At 61.3% G+C, this 15,853-nt stretch carries 15 protein-coding genes; 6 read left to right on the forward strand and 9 right to left on the reverse strand.

Annotated elements, in window-relative coordinates:
- Position 1 precedes the first annotated feature (1 nt).
- Positions 2-961, reverse strand: coding sequence for a MoxR family ATPase (locus tag OQ248_RS23640; RefSeq protein ID WP_007913915.1), 960 nt, complete (start codon positions 959-961; stop codon positions 2-4).
- 269 nt (positions 962-1,230) lie between these two features.
- Positions 1,231-1,584, reverse strand: coding sequence for a hypothetical protein (locus OQ248_RS23645; protein WP_085711311.1), 354 nt, complete (start codon positions 1,582-1,584; stop codon positions 1,231-1,233).
- 504 nt (positions 1,585-2,088) lie between these two features.
- On the opposite strand from OQ248_RS23645, the gene OQ248_RS23650 reads away from it, so the two are divergent.
- Positions 2,089-6,975: an NAD-glutamate dehydrogenase gene (locus tag OQ248_RS23650; RefSeq protein ID WP_265814201.1), complete on the forward strand. Its 4,887-nt coding sequence runs from the start codon at positions 2,089-2,091 to the stop codon at positions 6,973-6,975.
- Between the two features lie 269 nt (positions 6,976-7,244).
- Here OQ248_RS23650 and OQ248_RS23655 read toward each other — a convergent pair whose 3' ends face one another.
- From OQ248_RS23655 to OQ248_RS23670, 4 genes are all read right to left on the reverse strand, one after another.
- On the reverse strand, positions 7,245-7,958 hold the full coding sequence (locus tag OQ248_RS23655) for an ATPase (protein ID WP_265814202.1): 714 nt from the start codon (positions 7,956-7,958) through the stop codon (positions 7,245-7,247).
- 241 nt (positions 7,959-8,199) lie between these two features.
- A complete protein-coding gene (locus tag OQ248_RS23660; protein WP_265814203.1) occupies positions 8,200-8,601 on the reverse strand; it encodes a cupin domain-containing protein in 402 nt (133 codons plus the stop codon).
- 228 nt (positions 8,602-8,829) lie between these two features.
- Positions 8,830-9,123: a putative quinol monooxygenase gene (locus OQ248_RS23665; protein ID WP_085711307.1), complete on the reverse strand. Its 294-nt coding sequence runs from the start codon at positions 9,121-9,123 to the stop codon at positions 8,830-8,832.
- A gap of 120 nt (positions 9,124-9,243) precedes the next feature.
- Complete coding sequence (locus OQ248_RS23670; protein WP_265814204.1) at positions 9,244-10,680, reverse strand: PLP-dependent aminotransferase family protein; 1,437 nt, start codon at positions 10,678-10,680, stop codon at positions 9,244-9,246.
- Positions 10,681-11,001: 321 nt separating this feature from the next.
- Between OQ248_RS23670 and OQ248_RS23675 the strand changes: the two genes are divergently transcribed.
- Positions 11,002-11,445: a carboxymuconolactone decarboxylase family protein gene (locus OQ248_RS23675; RefSeq protein WP_265814205.1), complete on the forward strand. Its 444-nt coding sequence runs from the start codon at positions 11,002-11,004 to the stop codon at positions 11,443-11,445.
- 46 nt (positions 11,446-11,491) lie between these two features.
- On the opposite strand, the gene OQ248_RS23680 is transcribed toward OQ248_RS23675, so the two are convergent.
- Entirely contained in the window at positions 11,492-11,806 is a 315-nt protein-coding gene (locus OQ248_RS23680; protein ID WP_265814206.1) for a hypothetical protein, read from the reverse strand.
- Positions 11,807-11,929: 123 nt separating this feature from the next.
- On the opposite strand from OQ248_RS23680, the gene OQ248_RS23685 reads away from it, so the two are divergent.
- From OQ248_RS23685 to OQ248_RS23695, 3 genes are read left to right on the forward strand one after another with little or no spacing between them, the layout of a single operon-like run.
- Positions 11,930-12,676: a secretin and TonB N-terminal domain-containing protein gene (locus OQ248_RS23685; RefSeq protein ID WP_265814207.1), complete on the forward strand. Its 747-nt coding sequence runs from the start codon at positions 11,930-11,932 to the stop codon at positions 12,674-12,676.
- Entirely contained in the window at positions 12,673-13,224 is a 552-nt protein-coding gene (locus OQ248_RS23690) for an RNA polymerase sigma factor (RefSeq protein WP_011334580.1), read from the forward strand. Before OQ248_RS23685 ends, OQ248_RS23690 begins: the two co-directional genes overlap by 4 nt.
- 45 nt (positions 13,225-13,269) lie before the next feature.
- Positions 13,270-14,208 (forward strand): DUF4880 domain-containing protein, encoded by a 939-nt coding sequence (locus OQ248_RS23695; protein ID WP_265815138.1) that lies wholly within the window; start codon positions 13,270-13,272, stop codon positions 14,206-14,208.
- Positions 14,209-14,349: 141 nt separating this feature from the next.
- On the opposite strand, the gene OQ248_RS23700 is transcribed toward OQ248_RS23695, so the two are convergent.
- Both OQ248_RS23700 and gspH read right to left on the reverse strand, forming a co-directional pair.
- Positions 14,350-14,958, reverse strand: coding sequence for a prepilin-type N-terminal cleavage/methylation domain-containing protein (locus OQ248_RS23700; RefSeq protein WP_265814208.1), 609 nt, complete (start codon positions 14,956-14,958; stop codon positions 14,350-14,352).
- A complete protein-coding gene (gene gspH, locus OQ248_RS23705) occupies positions 14,955-15,407 on the reverse strand; it encodes a type II secretion system minor pseudopilin GspH (protein WP_011334577.1) in 453 nt (150 codons plus the stop codon). The genes OQ248_RS23700 and gspH overlap by 4 nt, the downstream gene beginning before the upstream one ends.
- A 133-nt stretch (positions 15,408-15,540) precedes the next feature.
- On the opposite strand from gspH, the gene OQ248_RS23710 reads away from it, so the two are divergent.
- Positions 15,541-15,853, forward strand: a 313-nt coding sequence (locus tag OQ248_RS23710) for a general secretion pathway protein GspC (RefSeq protein ID WP_265814209.1), incomplete at its 3' end; no start/stop codon positions are given.

The following is a 15,853-nucleotide window of genomic DNA, read 5'->3' on the forward strand; positions in this document are numbered from 1 at the left end:
GTCAAGCGACGGCTACGACGTCGAGAATCCGTTGCACCACCCGATCCTGGTCGATGCCGGCGGCTTCGGCCTCGAACGATAGAATGATGCGGTGACGCAATACGTCGAACAGCACAGCCTGGATGTCTTCCGGGCTGACGAAGTCGCGACCGGCCAGCCAGGCGTGGGCGCGGGCGCAGCGGTCGAGGGCGATGGAACCACGGGGGCTGGCGCCGTAGGCAATCCATTCGGCCATTTCCGGGTCGAACTTGGCCGGGTTGCGCGTGGCCATGACCAGTTGCACGAGGTATTCCTCCACGGCGTCCGCCATGTACAGGCCAAGGATTTCCTTGCGGGCGGCGAAGATCGCCTGCTGGCTGACCCGACGTTCGGGTTTGGTTTCGCCGTTCAGGGCTTCGCCCCGGGCCTGTTGCAGGATCCGCCGTTCGACGGCGGCGTCCGGGAAACCGATTTTCACGTGCATCAGAAAGCGGTCGAGCTGCGCTTCAGGCAGCGGATAGGTGCCTTCCTGCTCGATCGGGTTCTGCGTGGCCATCACCAGAAACAGCGGCGACAGCTCATAGGTGCTGCGCCCGACACTGACTTGGCGCTCGGCCATCGCTTCAAGCAAGGCCGATTGCACTTTGGCGGGGGCACGGTTGATTTCGTCCGCCAACACCAGGTTGTGGAAGATCGGGCCTTGCTGGAACACGAAACTGCCGGTTTCCGGGCGATAGATCTCGGTGCCGGTGATGTCGGCCGGCAGCAGGTCCGGGGTGAACTGGATGCGATGGAACTGGGCTTCGATGCCCTCGGCGAGCTCTTTGATCGCTTTGGTCTTGGCCAGACCCGGAGCGCCCTCGACCAGCATGTGGCCGTCGGCGAGCAGGGCGATGAGCAAGCGCTCGATGAGTTTTTCCTGGCCGAGAATCTGCGTTGAAAGAAAGGTTCGCAGCGCCAGCAGCGCTTCACGATGTTCCATCGATGACTGTTCCTGGAAAGGGTGGCCACAGGCGTTCGGATAACGCCGGGGCTGGGGGCGTTACTTTAATCCATCGCAGGGGGTGGCGACTAACGGCATTTTGCGCAAAGTGCGGGAAATGACCGGGGCAATTGTTGGAAATTTGTAGGGCGGGGGAGGTGCGGGGTTCTTTCGGGCCTCATCGCGAGCAGGCTCGCTCCCACATTTGAACGGCGTACACCCGTCAGTGTGGGAGCGAGCCTGCTCGCGAAAGGGCCGTCAAGCCAACATCAAATCTGGCTGATAAAGGTGCCAGTACCATCAAGAATGTTCTTCAGGGTTTCCTCGACCTCGGCCAGATCCACCATGTCCGGGTTGTAAGTGATTTCCAGCACGTCATCGCCATTCAGCGCATCGGCATCCGCCGCGGCGATTTCGATCTTCAGCAGGGTCTTGGTCAGGGTGACTTTCACGCCGTCGAGGGTGGACGGCTCGCCATCCAGGGTGATCTCCAGCTCATCCTCGTCCGGATAGCGGCTCATCAGAAACATTTCGCCCTTGTCGCTGTGGCAGCAGAGCATGGCCATGTTGTCTTCTTCGTCGTCGCACGGGTTGACGATCAAAAGGGCGGTGGTCATTTGCATGGGGAATTCCTGCCTCGGCGGGCTTGTTGGTCGCAATTGGGCGCGATTCTGCCAGCCCCCGGGAATTTCTGCTTGTGAGAGTGTCAGAGGATGTGTCGTGAACGCGACACAGGTCAATGGTCATTTCTGGCACGCCTGTACCGTAAAGCCGGGGATTCAGACCGGCGTTTCGCCCCATGAATGCTAGTGTTTACCGATGCGCCTGCCCGGGTTTACGTGCCAATGACCGAATATGTCGCAGCACCGCAAGCAGACACATTGTCGCACCCATTAAGCTGCGCAACGGATGAGCACCCGTAAAGGCATTGTCGGCATGCCGGACAGTCGTTTTTGCAGATGCCCATTCATGGAAGGTGAATGTGACCTGAGTGTCTCGTCCAGCTTCACCCACCTGTCACCCTGTTTCCTCTGCCCGAGATTCAGGAACAGGGCGACGGAACGCCCCGAAAGGGGTTTTGTACGCGACGCTTTCCATCAATAACAAGCCCAAGCGGAGTACCACAGATGGCGTTCTTCACCGCAGCCAGCAAAGCCGACTTCCAGCACCAACTGCAAGCGGCACTGGCGCAGCACATCAGTGAACAGGCACTGCCACAAGTGGCGCTGTTCGCTGAACAATTCTTCGGCATCATTTCCCTGGACGAGCTGACCCAACGTCGCCTCTCCGACCTCGCTGGCTGTACTCTTTCTGCGTGGCGCCTGCTTGAGCGCTTCGATCACGCGCAACCGCAAGTGCGCGTCTACAACCCCGATTACGAACGTCACGGCTGGCAGTCGACCCACACCGCGGTCGAAGTGCTGCACCACGACCTGCCATTCCTGGTGGACTCGGTGCGTACCGAGCTGAACCGCCGCGGCTACAGCATCCACACCCTGCAGACCACCGTGCTCAGCGTGCGTCGTGGCAGCAAGGGCGAACTGCTGGAAATCCTGCCGAAGGGCACCACCGGCGAAGGTATCCTGCACGAGTCGCTGATGTACCTGGAAATCGACCGCTGCGCCAACGCGGCCGAACTGAATGTGCTGAGCAAGGAACTGGAACAGGTTCTGGGTGAAGTCCGCGTCGCGGTCGCCGATTTCGAGCCGATGAAGGCCAAGGTGCAGGAAATCCTCACCAAGCTCGACAACAGCGCATTTGCCGTCGATGCCGGCGAGAAGAACGAAATCAAGAGCTTCCTGGAATGGCTGGTGGGCAACCACTTCACCTTCCTCGGCTATGAAGAATTCACCGTGGTCGATCAGGCCGATGGCGGCCACATCGAATACGACCAGAATTCGTTCCTCGGCCTGACCAAGATGCTGCGCACCGGTCTGACCAACGAAGACCGCCACATCGAAGACTACGCCGTGAACTACCTGCGCGAACCGACGCTGCTGTCGTTCGCCAAGGCTGCACACCCGAGCCGCGTCCACCGTCCGGCCTACCCGGACTACGTGTCGATCCGTGAAATCGACGCCGACGGCAAGGTCATCAAGGAACACCGCTTCATGGGCCTGTACACCTCGTCGGTGTATGGCGAAAGCGTACGTGTCATCCCGTTCATCCGCCGCAAGGTCGAAGAGATCGAGCGTCGCTCCGGCTTCCAGGCCAAGGCTCACCTGGGCAAGGAACTGGCCCAGGTTCTGGAAGTGCTGCCGCGTGACGACCTGTTCCAGACCCCGGTCGACGAACTGTTCAGCACCGTGATGTCGATCGTGCAGATCCAGGAACGCAACAAGATCCGCGTGTTCCTGCGCAAAGACCCGTACGGTCGTTTCTGCTACTGCCTGGCCTACGTGCCGCGCGACATCTATTCCACCGAAGTTCGCCAGAAAATCCAGCAAGTGTTGATGGAGCGCCTGAAGGCGACCGACTGCGAGTTCTGGACCTTCTTCTCCGAGTCCGTGCTGGCCCGCGTGCAACTGATCCTGCGCGTCGACCCGAAAAACCGCATCGACATCGACCCGCTGCAACTGGAAAACGAAGTCATCCAGGCTTGCCGCAGCTGGCAGGACGATTACGCCGCACTGACCGTCGAAACCTTCGGCGAAGCCAACGGCACCAACGTGCTGGCTGACTTCCCTAAAGGCTTCCCGGCTGGTTACCGCGAGCGTTTCGCCGCGCATTCGGCCGTGGTCGACATGCAGCACCTGCTCAACCTGAGCGAGAAGAAGCCGCTGGCCATGAGCTTCTACCAGCCGCTGGCTTCCGGCCCGCGCGAGCTGCACTGCAAGCTGTATCACGCCGATACCCCGCTGGCGCTGTCCGACGTGCTGCCGATCCTGGAAAACCTCGGCCTGCGCGTGCTGGGCGAGTTCCCGTATCGCCTGCGTCACAACAATGGCCGCGAGTTCTGGATCCACGACTTCGCGTTCACTGCCGCCGAAGGCATGGACCTGGACATCCAGCAGCTCAATGACACCCTGCAGGACGCGTTCGTCCACATCGTGCGCGGCGACGCCGAAAACGATGCGTTCAACCGTCTGGTACTGACCGCCGGCCTGCCATGGCGCGACGTCGCGCTGCTGCGTGCCTACGCTCGCTACCTGAAGCAGATCCGCCTGGGCTTCGACCTCGGCTACATCGCCAGCACCCTGAACAACCACACCGACATCGCTCGTGAACTGACCCGGTTGTTCAAGACCCGCTTCTACCTGGCGCGCAAACTGGGCAGCGATGATCTGGACGACAAGCAACTGCGTCTGGAACAGGCAATCCTGACCGCGCTGGACGACGTTCAAGTCCTCAACGAAGACCGCATCCTGCGTCGTTATCTGGACCTGATCAAAGCGACCCTGCGTACCAACTTCTACCAGACCGACGCCAACGGCCAGAACAAGTCGTACTTCAGCTTCAAGTTCAACCCGCACTTGATCCCTGAGCTGCCGAAGCCGGTTCCGAAGTTCGAAATCTTCGTTTACTCGCCTCGCGTCGAAGGCGTGCACCTGCGCTTCGGCAACGTCGCGCGTGGTGGTCTGCGCTGGTCCGACCGTGAAGAAGACTTCCGTACCGAAGTCCTCGGTCTGGTAAAAGCCCAGCAAGTGAAGAACTCGGTCATCGTGCCGGTGGGGGCGAAGGGCGGTTTCCTGCCGCGTCGCCTGCCACTGGGCGGCAGCCGTGACGAGATCGCGGCCGAAGGCATCGCCTGCTACCGTATCTTCATCTCGGGCCTGTTGGACATCACCGACAACCTGAAGGACGGCAAGCTGGTTCCGCCGGTCAACGTCGTGCGTCATGACGACGATGACCCGTACCTGGTGGTCGCGGCGGACAAGGGCACTGCAACCTTCTCCGACATCGCCAACGGCATCGCTATTGACTACGGGTTCTGGCTGGGTGACGCGTTTGCGTCCGGTGGTTCGGCCGGTTACGACCACAAGAAAATGGGCATCACCGCCAAGGGCGCGTGGGTCGGCGTACAGCGCCACTTCCGCGAGCGCGGCATCAATGTCCAGGAAGACAGCGTGACCGTGGTCGGCATCGGCGACATGGCCGGCGACGTATTCGGTAACGGCCTGTTGATGTCCGACAAGCTGCAACTGGTTGCCGCGTTCAACCACATGCACATCTTCATCGACCCGAACCCGAACCCGGCCACCAGCTTCGTCGAGCGTCAGCGCATGTTCGACCTGCCGCGTTCGGCATGGTCCGACTACGACACCAGCATCATGTCCGAAGGCGGCGGTATCTTCTCGCGCAGCGCGAAGAGCATTGCCATCTCGCCACAGATGAAAGAGCGCTTCGACATCCAGGCCGACAAGCTGACCCCGACCGAGCTGCTGAACGCCTTGCTCAAGGCGCCGGTGGATCTGCTGTGGAACGGCGGTATCGGTACTTACGTCAAAGCCAGCAGCGAAAGCCACGCCGATGTCGGCGACAAAGCCAACGATGCACTGCGCGTGAACGGCAACGAGCTGCGCTGCAAGGTTGTGGGCGAGGGCGGTAACCTCGGCATGACCCAACTGGGTCGTGTGGAATTCGGTCTCAATGGCGGCGGTTCCAACACCGACTTCATCGACAACGCCGGTGGCGTGGACTGCTCCGACCACGAAGTGAACATCAAGATCCTGCTGAACGAAGTGGTTCAGGCTGGCGACATGACGGGCAAGCAACGCGATCAGTTGCTGGCAAGCATGACCGACGAAGTCGGTGGTCTGGTGCTGGGCAACAACTACAAGCAGACTCAGGCCCTGTCCCTGGCTGCCCGCCGTGCCTACGAGCGTGCCGCCGAGTACAAACGCCTGATGAGCGATCTGGAAGGCCGTGGCAAGCTGGACCGCGCCATCGAGTACCTGCCGACCGAGGAGCAGCTCACCGAGCGCGCCGCGACCGGCAAGGGCCTGACGCGTCCGGAACTGTCGGTACTGATCTCGTACAGCAAGATCGACCTCAAGCAGCAGCTGCTGGATTCGCTGGTGCCGGACGACGACTACCTGACCCGCGACATGGAAACCGCGTTCCCGCCGAGCCTGGTCAGCAAGTTCGCCGATGCCATGCGCCGTCACCGTCTGAAGCGCGAGATCGTCAGCACCCAGATCGCCAACGATCTGGTCAACCACATGGGCATCACTTTCGTTCAGCGACTCAAAGAGTCCACCGGCATGACCCCGGCGAACGTGGCCGGCGCTTATGTGATCGTGCGTGACATCTTCCACCTCCCGCACTGGTTCCGTCAGATTGAAGCGCTGGACTATCAGGTCTCCGCTGACGTGCAACTGGAGCTGATGGACGAGCTGATGCGTCTGGGCCGTCGCGCTACGCGCTGGTTCCTGCGTGCCCGTCGCAACGAGCAGAACGCTGCCCGTGACGTCGCGCATTTCGGTCCGCACCTGAAGGAGCTGGGTCTGAAACTGGACGAGCTGCTGAGCGGCGAAATCCGTGAAAACTGGCAAGAGCGTTATCAGGCGTACGTCGCCGCCGGTGTTCCGGAACTGCTGGCGCGTATGGTGGCGGGTACTACCCACCTCTACACGCTGCTGCCGATCATCGAGGCTGCCGACGTGACTGGCCAGGATCCGGCCGAAGTGGCCAAGGCGTACTTCGCCGTGGGCAGCGCGCTGGACATCACCTGGTACATCTCGCAGATCAGCGCCTTGCCGGTTGAAAACAACTGGCAGGCCCTGGCCCGTGAAGCGTTCCGCGACGACGTCGACTGGCAGCAACGCGCGATCACCATCGCCGTTCTGCAAGCGGGCGGCGGCAACCTGGACGTCGAAGAGCGTCTGGGGCTGTGGATGGCGCAACACGACGCGATGATCCAGCGCTGGCGCGCCATGCTGGTGGAAATCCGTGCCGCCAGCGGCACCGACTACGCCATGTACGCGGTGGCCAACCGTGAGCTGAACGACGTGGCGTTGAGCGGTCAGGCGGTCGTGCCTGCTGCGACGACGGCGGAGCTTGAGCTTGCTTGAGTAGCTGCTGAATGAAAAAGCCCCGCTCTCGAAAGAGGCGGGGCTTCTTTATGACTGGTGTTCGGCGGTATTTGTGTGGTGCTGCACAAATCCAGCCCCTCACCCCAGCCCTCTCCCCAAAGGGGCGAGGGGGAAAGGGAGCCGATTTGTGTGCTTTCCAATACTTGAGTTCGACTCAGGAATAACAGGTCGATGTATTTCGCCCAAACCACTCGGTCAGTTCCCTCTCCCTCCGGGAGAGGGCTAGGGTGAGGGCAGCGGTCTAACTATCACCGCACATTAAGACCTTGTTTAGTATCGAGCATCGACACTTTATCTGTCGGTCTGGTCAGCAAATTACTGAGCGACTGGTCAAACTTCTGCAACGCCCGAACCTGAACTTCCTGCTGCTGATTAATATCCGCAACAATCTCCTCCGAACGCTTGAAGTCCGCCCAAACCGGCGTCAATTCTTTCGCCTCAGCCCCTTTGGCTGTCCCGATATAGTTCAACTTCCCGTCATAAAAGTCCGCACTCACATCTGCCTTGATGTCCGAACTGCGCGACGTAATCAACTGGCTGTGAGTGTCGACGATCGCCACCACATCCGGGTTGGCCGCACGCAGGCTCTGCATGTCGGGATACACCGTGACCGAGCCGAACTGGCGTTGCAGCGAGGCTTTCACCCAGTCCACCGCCATGTCCGGTTTTGAGGTGGCAACGTAGGCGTCATGGATCGGCTGCACCAATAAACTCTGGCCGAAACCGGTGCCGGCATTGGCCTGATAGTCGCGCAGGTATTCGCGATTGGTCTGGGTGCTCGGGCTGTAGACGACGCCCAGCGAGACACCGGGACCGCTTTTCACCTGCGCGGCGCTGCTGCGCCCGACGGGTTGGGTGAACAGTGTGTCGAGGGAGGAAACCGCTTTGGGGGCGGTAGGAACTGAACAGGCGGACAACGCTAAAACCGATATCGCCAACGTACTGGCAAAGGCAAGTTTCATGGTGAGTCTCCCGTGAAGCAACTTCAGTCGGAAAGTAAGGAGTGTCGGGGTTCATTAAATAGAATCGGCGACAGTTGCCTCAGACTACTCCCGCCAAACTGAAAACAACCTGACAATTTGCTGAATGACTGTCATGCAATAGTTTTATTGGCTGTAAGCGTTTTTGACTAATTGCCGTGAGAAATAAAAAAGGCGCAAATCAACCATTTGCGCCTTTTATTTATGGCTGGTTAAACAACCATCAGTTTTTCAATGGGATCAACACTTGTTCGTCCGGCGACAGCACCATGAACACCAGCAACTTGGCAGGTTTGGTTTGGCTGGCGTTTTTCGACACCAGATGTTCGGAACCGGCCGGTTCGTACCAGAACTGGCCCTTCTTGTAGGTGATCGCTTGCTCGCCCTTGACCTGGGAAGTCACTTCGCCTTCGAGCACATAGGCCATGGCCGTGCCGTCGTGTTTGTGGGCGATGGAGGACTGGCCGGGTTTGTAGTCGACTTCGATCATCATGGCTTTCTTGCCGGGGACGTTTTTCAGCATCTGGTCCTGAAGGACCGAGATTTTTTCGGACGCATCGTGGGCCATGGCGGCGGCAGAAACAGACAGGGCGAGAGCGGCGGCGAAAATGGGCAGGAGTTTCATGGCGGGTCACCTGTGAAGTGGGGGAGTCGGTCTTCACAGTAGTCCGCGAATTGATGCATTCAAACGGCCAATATTCGGGAAGATCGAGTGACCAATCCGGGGGATATCAGCGCATTCAAATACGCCATCGCGAGCAGGCTCGCTCCCACGGTTTCTGTGTCGTTCATATGATTTGTGAACAACACAACACTTGTGGGAGCGAGCCTGCTCGCGATGGGGCCTTTAAGGTCAAACGATAGGAAACGAGTTGAAATCCACGCTATTGGCCAGCCGACTATCGATCAAATCAATAAACCCCTGCGCCTCAGGCCGGTTGAAATGCGCCTGCATCGCCGCCTCCGACTGCCATCGAGCACTGACCGTCCAGCGGTGGCTGTCGTCAGGGCAGCGGTCAACCAGATAGGAATCACAGCCCGGCGTTTCGCGAAGGGTTTCGACGATCTTCTGCAACTGCCTGCCCAGCTCCTCGGAGCGGCCGGCCGCAGCCTGCACCTGTACGGTGTTGATCACTTCGTTGGACATTGCTCACACTCCTGAATCAGGCCGGACGAATCCTGCTCATTGAGGGATAACGCCTGTGCAGAATAGGCCTGCACCCCCGGATCACCAATAACCAATCGGCGGGTAATCCGTTAGACCAATCTATCCGGCGACCTGTTGCAGAATGTCGCGCAGGCGATCCAGCGCGATATCGATATCCAGCGTCTCGATGGCGCCAAAACCGAAGTACATCCCGCTTCTGGCCGGCTGCTGGTAATAGAAGCCGTCGATGGCGTACAGCCCGACTTCGACCTTTTTCGCCAGTTCGATCACCAGCGGCAAGTCGATCGGCACCCGGCAGAACACCGCCATATGAAAACCTGCACTGGCCGGCACGGCCTCCAGCCATGGCGACAGGTCGGTGGCCATGCGCGCCAGGATCCGCTCGCGGCGCTGGGCGTAAACGGTGTGGCAGCGGCGGATGTGCTTGAGCAGGCAACCCTCGGCGATGAACTTGGCCAGCGCCCATTGCGGCAGGGTGGAGGCGTGCAGGTCGGTGAGCTGCTTGGCGCGGATCACTGCTTCGAGAATCGCTGGCGGCAGGATCGCGTAGCCGAGCCGCAGCTCGGGCAGCAGGGTTTTCGAGAAGGTGCCGACGTAGGCGACGATGCCGCGCTGATCGAGGTTGTGCAGCGAATCCGTCGGCCGGCCCTCGTAGCGAAATTCGCTGTCATAGTCGTCCTCGATGATGATCGCGCCCAGTTCGTAGGCCCGGGCCAGCAAGGCCTCGCGCCGCGCGTGGCTCATCGGCATGCCCAGCGGGAACTGGTGCGACGGCGTCACATAGATCAACCGGGTGCCATCGGGAATCTGCTCGACCTGAATCCCTTCCGCATCCACCGGCACCCCGACCACGGTGGCGCCGTGAGTGCCGAACAGCAGCCGCGCCGGCGGATAACCCGGATCTTCCATCGCCACCAGACTGCCGGGGCGCAGCAGCACCCGGGCGATCAGGTCCAGCGCCTGTTGCGCGCCGTTGCACACAACGATGTCTTCGTCTTGACAGTTCACGCCACGGGAAAACGCGATGTGCCGGGCAATCGCGTTGCGCAGCGCCGGCAAGCCTTCCGCCACGCTGTAAAAGCCCTTGGAACCTGCCATTTGCCGCATGGCGTGGGAGACACAGCGGCGCCAGTCATCGTGGGGGAACTGGCCCTTGCTGGTGGCGCCGCCAATGAAGTCGTAGCGCAACGAGCCTTCCAGCGTCGGATGGCGCAAGAACACCGGCAGGTTGCACCAGCTCTCGATCACCTCGGAACTGGCCAGTTCGGAATGGCTTTGCTTGCGCTGAACCGGCGTCGAGCGGGCGTTGACGTAGGTGCCTTTGCCGATGACGCCGGTGAGGAAGTTTTCGTAAGTCAGCTGCGCGTAAGTGTCGGAAATGGTCTTGCGCGAAATCCCCAGTTGCTCGGCGAGCAAGCGACTCGGCGGCAGTTGCGTGCCGGCGGCCAGACGCCCGGATTCAATGGCGCCGCGCAGTTGCTGATACAACTGACCGGCCAGATCCTTGCGGCCGTTGATCACGACATGAAGTTCCATACCGACGGGGCTCCTGGGGGCGAATGAGGCGGATTGTGCGCCCGCCAGATTACTCCCGAATGCACGCGGGGCAGAAGTTGCGTAGTGCAAATACTGAAAATTGGCGCAGAACCCTTGTGGGAGCGAGCTTGCTCGCGAAAGCGGTGTGTCATTCACCATCGACAGTTGCTGAACTGACGCTTTCGCGAGCAAGCCCGCTCCCACAGGTGCTGTGTTCGACTCGGATGCAGTGGTCTGCCGGTTTTCCGTGCAATTGGGGCTGTAACGCTGGCCTGTCAGCGCTTACCGTGAAATCACTCTTCTGCTGCCCGAGACCCGCCCATGTCCCCGCGTCTGGATTACTACAGCGCTTCACCCAAAGCCATGAAAGCAATGATTGCCCTGGAAGCGCTGACCAGCAGCCTGAGCATCGAGGCGCCGCTGCTGCACCTGATCAAGATCCGCGCCTCGCAGCTCAACGGCTGCGCATTCTGCACCGACATGCATTCGGTGGAAGCGCGGCGGGCAGGGGAGACGGACCGGCGGCTGTACGCCATCGCGGTCTGGCGCGACAGCGGCTTCTTCAACCTGCGCGAGCGGGCGGCGCTGGCCTGGACCGACGCGGTAACGCTGCTGGCGGAAAGTCATGTGCCGGACGACGTCTATGAACAAGCGCGAACACAGTTCAACGAAGGCGAACTGGTGGACCTGACCATGGCCGTCAGCACCATCAGCAGCTGGAATCGCCTGGCGGTGAGTTTCCGGCAAATCCCCAGCGATCACTAGTTGATGGTCGTTCCCACGCGGGAGCGTGGGAAGGAACAGGTAAAAACTAGTTCGGCGGCCGCTGCGGTTTCACCGACGTGCCAAAGGTGTTGCCCATCCGCGTACTGGTAGCCGCCGGCGTCGCCAGTCCCACCTGATTCGGCGGGCGCTTGTTGACCGGCACATTCATCGCGTCCTGATTCTTTTGCGCAGCCGCCGCGCCGTCGGGGTTGTTGCCCATCTGCTGGCTCAGGCAGTCGTAATTCGGCGCCTTGTAACCGCCCACGGTCACCTCGACGCAACCCACTGCCTGCTCGGCATGCACGCCGCCCGACAGGGTCAACAACAGCCCGCTCAGCGCCAATGTCCACAGTGATTTCATGTGTGCCTCCTGGCCGGCCCGAAAGGGCCGCTCTAGCTCAGGAGTCTAGTGCAACGGGCGCGCCGATCCCGTGATGGTTTTTTTGCAGTGGCCGTCACACCAGATTCATAAACAGCCCTCAGGATGACGGTTTTCAGGGGTACATCAACTGTGCTGCGAGGCCGTGCCAGGGACGATGTTGTGCGCTCAGCGCTCTTGCGCCAGCTCGGTCTGGGGCTGCTGCTTGGCTTGTTGCTGAGTCGTGCCAGCGCCGATCCGGTGCCGGCGACGATGCGCATGACGCTGCACATCCCGGCCCAGGAACTGGCCCGCGCCCTCGATCAGTTCAGCCGCGCCACCGGTATGGCGGTGCTGGTCGACAGCCAGTTGAGTCGCGGTCGACGCTCGTTGGCGGTGGACGGTGAATTCACCGCCGCCGAAGCGTTGCGCCGGATGCTCGGTGGCAGCGGCTTGATGGCCAAGTACAGCCGCGACGATGCGTTCACCCTGCAGGTGGCGCAAGTCGAGGATGTGCCGTTGCCGGCGGAGAAACCGACCTCCGCCAGCGTCGCGGTCAACCGCAGTTACGCCACGGCGGTGCAGGCCGCGATTGAGCGCAACCTGTGCCGCTCGCCGCTGACCCGGCCCGGCAGTTTTCGCGCGGTGTTGCAGTTGTGGATCGGTCGCGACGGCGTGGTGCAACACAACCGGTTGGTGACATCGACCGGCGATGTCCGGCGCGATGCCGCGCTGGTAGACAGTTTTCACACGCTCAGGATCGACCGGCCCACACCCGGCGCATTGCGCCAGCCAGTCACCTTGCTGTTGTTACCCGAATCGTCAGGAAAGCGCATGGAATGCACACAATGGGAAGGAGTTTCCGGGGGATGAAAGACGCCGGACAAAGTTCGATGGTCCAGCTGTTCCTGACGTCCTACGAGGACTTTCGGGTGCGCCTGCGACGCCGTCTCGGCTCGGAGGATCTGGCCAACGACGTGCTGCACGAAACCTACCTGCGGGTCGACCGCATGGAAGCGCCGCCGAACCTGCTGCGGCCCAACGCCTACCTCTATCGCATGGCCCTGAACATCGCCGCCGACCGCCGCCAGGCCGATGCACGGCTGCTCACCGGCAGCGAAGTCGAAGAACTGCTGCAAGTCAGCGACGAAGCGCTGGACCCGATGCGCGTGGTCGGCGGGCAAAAGGAAATCCAGTCCCTGCTCAGCGCCCTCTACGAGCTGCCAGCCCGGCGCCGCCGGATCTTCATCGCCGCGCGGCTGGAAGAAGCGCCGCACCTGGAAATCTCCCAGCGATTCGGCATCTCCACGCGCATGGTCGAGAAGGAAATCAAGGCTGCCCTCGGACACTGCGCGGCCAAACTGGAAAGAAAAGTGTTTCAGCGGTTCGGTCGCGGGGCCGGAAAACCGTCTAGTGAATGAAGCTCCGATTGAGTGTCCCGATCAACCCGTCGAGTACCTGTGCGTTTGAACATCTTCCGTCTGACACCTGCCGAGCCCACGCCTGCCGAGCGTCTGCAAAGCGAAGCCCGCGACTGGCTGATCCTGCTGACCTCCGGCCGCGCCACGGTCGCCGACGCCCGAGCGCTACGCCAGTGGTGCGCGCAAAGCCCCGAACACGCCCGCGCCTTTGAAGAGTGCAAAGCGTTGTGGCACTTGCTGCAACCGGCAGCCGAAGCAATGCAGGCGCCACGACGGTTTGGACGACGGGCCTTTCTCGGCGGCGCGATTGCCGCATCGGCGGCGTTCCTGCTGGTGCGCGGCACGATCCCGGGCGGGTTCTCCGGACTTGGCGCGGATTACATCACCGAAGTCGGCCAGCAACGCCGGGTCGAACCGGCAGATGGCCTGAGCCTGGAATTGAACACTCAGACCCGCATCAACCAGCGTTCGGTGGATGAGGGCGTGCAAGGCTTTGAACTGGTCAGCGGAGAAGTCGAAGTGCAGACCGCACGGTTGCCGATGGCGATGCAGGCCGGTGGCGGTTGGTTGCGGGCGAGCAGGGCGCGGTTCAACCTGCGCAACCTTGATCAGCAGGTATGTGTGACGTGCCTCGATGGCGCGGTGGATGTGGAAGTTGAAGGCCGCAGCCTGCGCCTGGAGCCCGGTCAGCAACTGACCTACGACGCGCAACAGGTCGGGACCGTACAAAGCGTCGACACGGCGGCGGTAACCAACTGGCGCCAACAGGTTTTGGTGTTCAACGGCACGACCCTCAGTCAGATGATCGACGAGATCAACCGCTATCGTCCGGGCATGTTGTTGCTGCTCAATCGGGAGCTCGGCCAGCGCCGCGTACAAGCACGTTTCTCCCTCGACCAACTGGCCGGCGTAGGCGCACTGATCCGTGATGCCTACGGCGTCAAATGCACCGAGTTGCCGGGCGGTGTAGTCGTTCTCAGCTAACCCAACACAACCCCCACAAACACCACAGAACCCTGTGGGAGCGGGCTTGCTCGCGAAAGCGTCGTATCAGTCAACACGCTCGCAACTGATCCACCGCCTTCGCGAGCAAGCCCGCTCCCACACAAACCTCAGTGAACCCAGTTATTGGAGTGGCCCCATCACCTGCCGGTACTTCTCCACCCCTTGCGGTGTCTCCCGAGTCAACCGCACCTCCAACCCCAACGGATCCTCCCGCCGATTCCCGCTCAACTGCCGCCACCCCTTGTCCATCTCCCAAACCCGCACCTGCAAATCACTCACCTCACCCAAAACCGCCACCCCAGCCGTCGGCGCCGGCAACGGATAACGACTGCGCGCAGGCGCCACCGCGCGATACAGCGTGCCCCCCTTGAGCCACCAGCGCACCCGCTGCAGCTCCCCCGGCTGATCCGCCGCACTCCGAATGATGTCCAGCCGAAACCCCTTGCTGTCACTGCTGCGCACCGTAACGGCAGGCGGGGCCGTCGCCGGTTCATCCTCGGTGCCGACCTTCTTCGGCTCCGTCAGCTCGATCCCGGCGCGCATTTCCACATCCCGCTGCATCTGATTCAACGCCCGCGACAGGCTGTCACTCTGCTCACCACTGGCCTGCAAATGGCTGTCGGCGCGGGTGACACTGTCCAGCCCCTTCCAGGCAATCAGACTGACCACCGCCATCAACAGAATCGCGACCATCACCTCGATCAGCGTAAAACCTTGTTGTCTGTTCATTGCACGCTAATCCGGCCCGAAGCATCGCGCAGCACACTCAACCGATTGAGCCCGTCAGACAGCGTCAACTGCAGCGGCGGATTGATCCACTCCGCGTTCAGCACCACTTTCTGCTTCGGCTCGACCCGCACCTCCAGCTTCGGACTCTGCCAGGGACGGGGCCGCAACTGCGGGTCCCGATCGAAATGATCAAAACCCTTGCCACTGTCACTGCGCCGACTGAACCGAAACCCCTTGCCATCGCTCAACCACGCAATCGGCCGACCATCGGCGCGTGCCTCAGCCTGGGCAATCTGCAGCAACTGCGCCACGCGCTCGGCGTCCTTGCGCAACAACTGCAACGGATCGGGCTTGATACTCAGACTGATCGCCGCACTGGCGATGCCGATGATCACCAGCACCACCATCAACTCGATCAGCGTAAAACCCTGCTGCCTGCACCGGTTCATCGAATGAGCACTCCCTTGCGTCCAGCCCCGTCCCAAAAAACCATCCTGCACGGCCAACATGTAAGGCGTGTGAAATAAAACCGTGAGAATTGCCGCGTAGTCTGGAAACCGGGACTAAAAGGAGATTCAGCCCATGAGATTCACCGCACGCTTTTCACCCCCCCAAATCATCCAGGCCGCCGCACTGCTGACCGCCCTGGTCGGCATCGCCACCTGGTCATCCCTGCTCCTGACCACCGCCGAATCCCACACCCCGGCGGCCACGCCGCAACTGCTCGCTGCGCGTAGTGATAACCCGGCGTTGCAGTGGTTTTCCAACCGCACGGCGCCGGTGGAGATCAAGGTCAGCGGCGTGATGGCGGGGAGTCGCGGGGCGGTGGCGATTTTGAGTTTGAACGACGGGCCGCCGAGGAGTTTTTTGCAGGGGGAGCGGGTGAGTCCTGGGG

Origin of the sequence: Pseudomonas sp. COW5 (assembly GCF_026240005.1) — a bacterium.
Taxonomy (GTDB): domain Bacteria; phylum Pseudomonadota; class Gammaproteobacteria; order Pseudomonadales; family Pseudomonadaceae; genus Aquipseudomonas; species Aquipseudomonas kribbensis.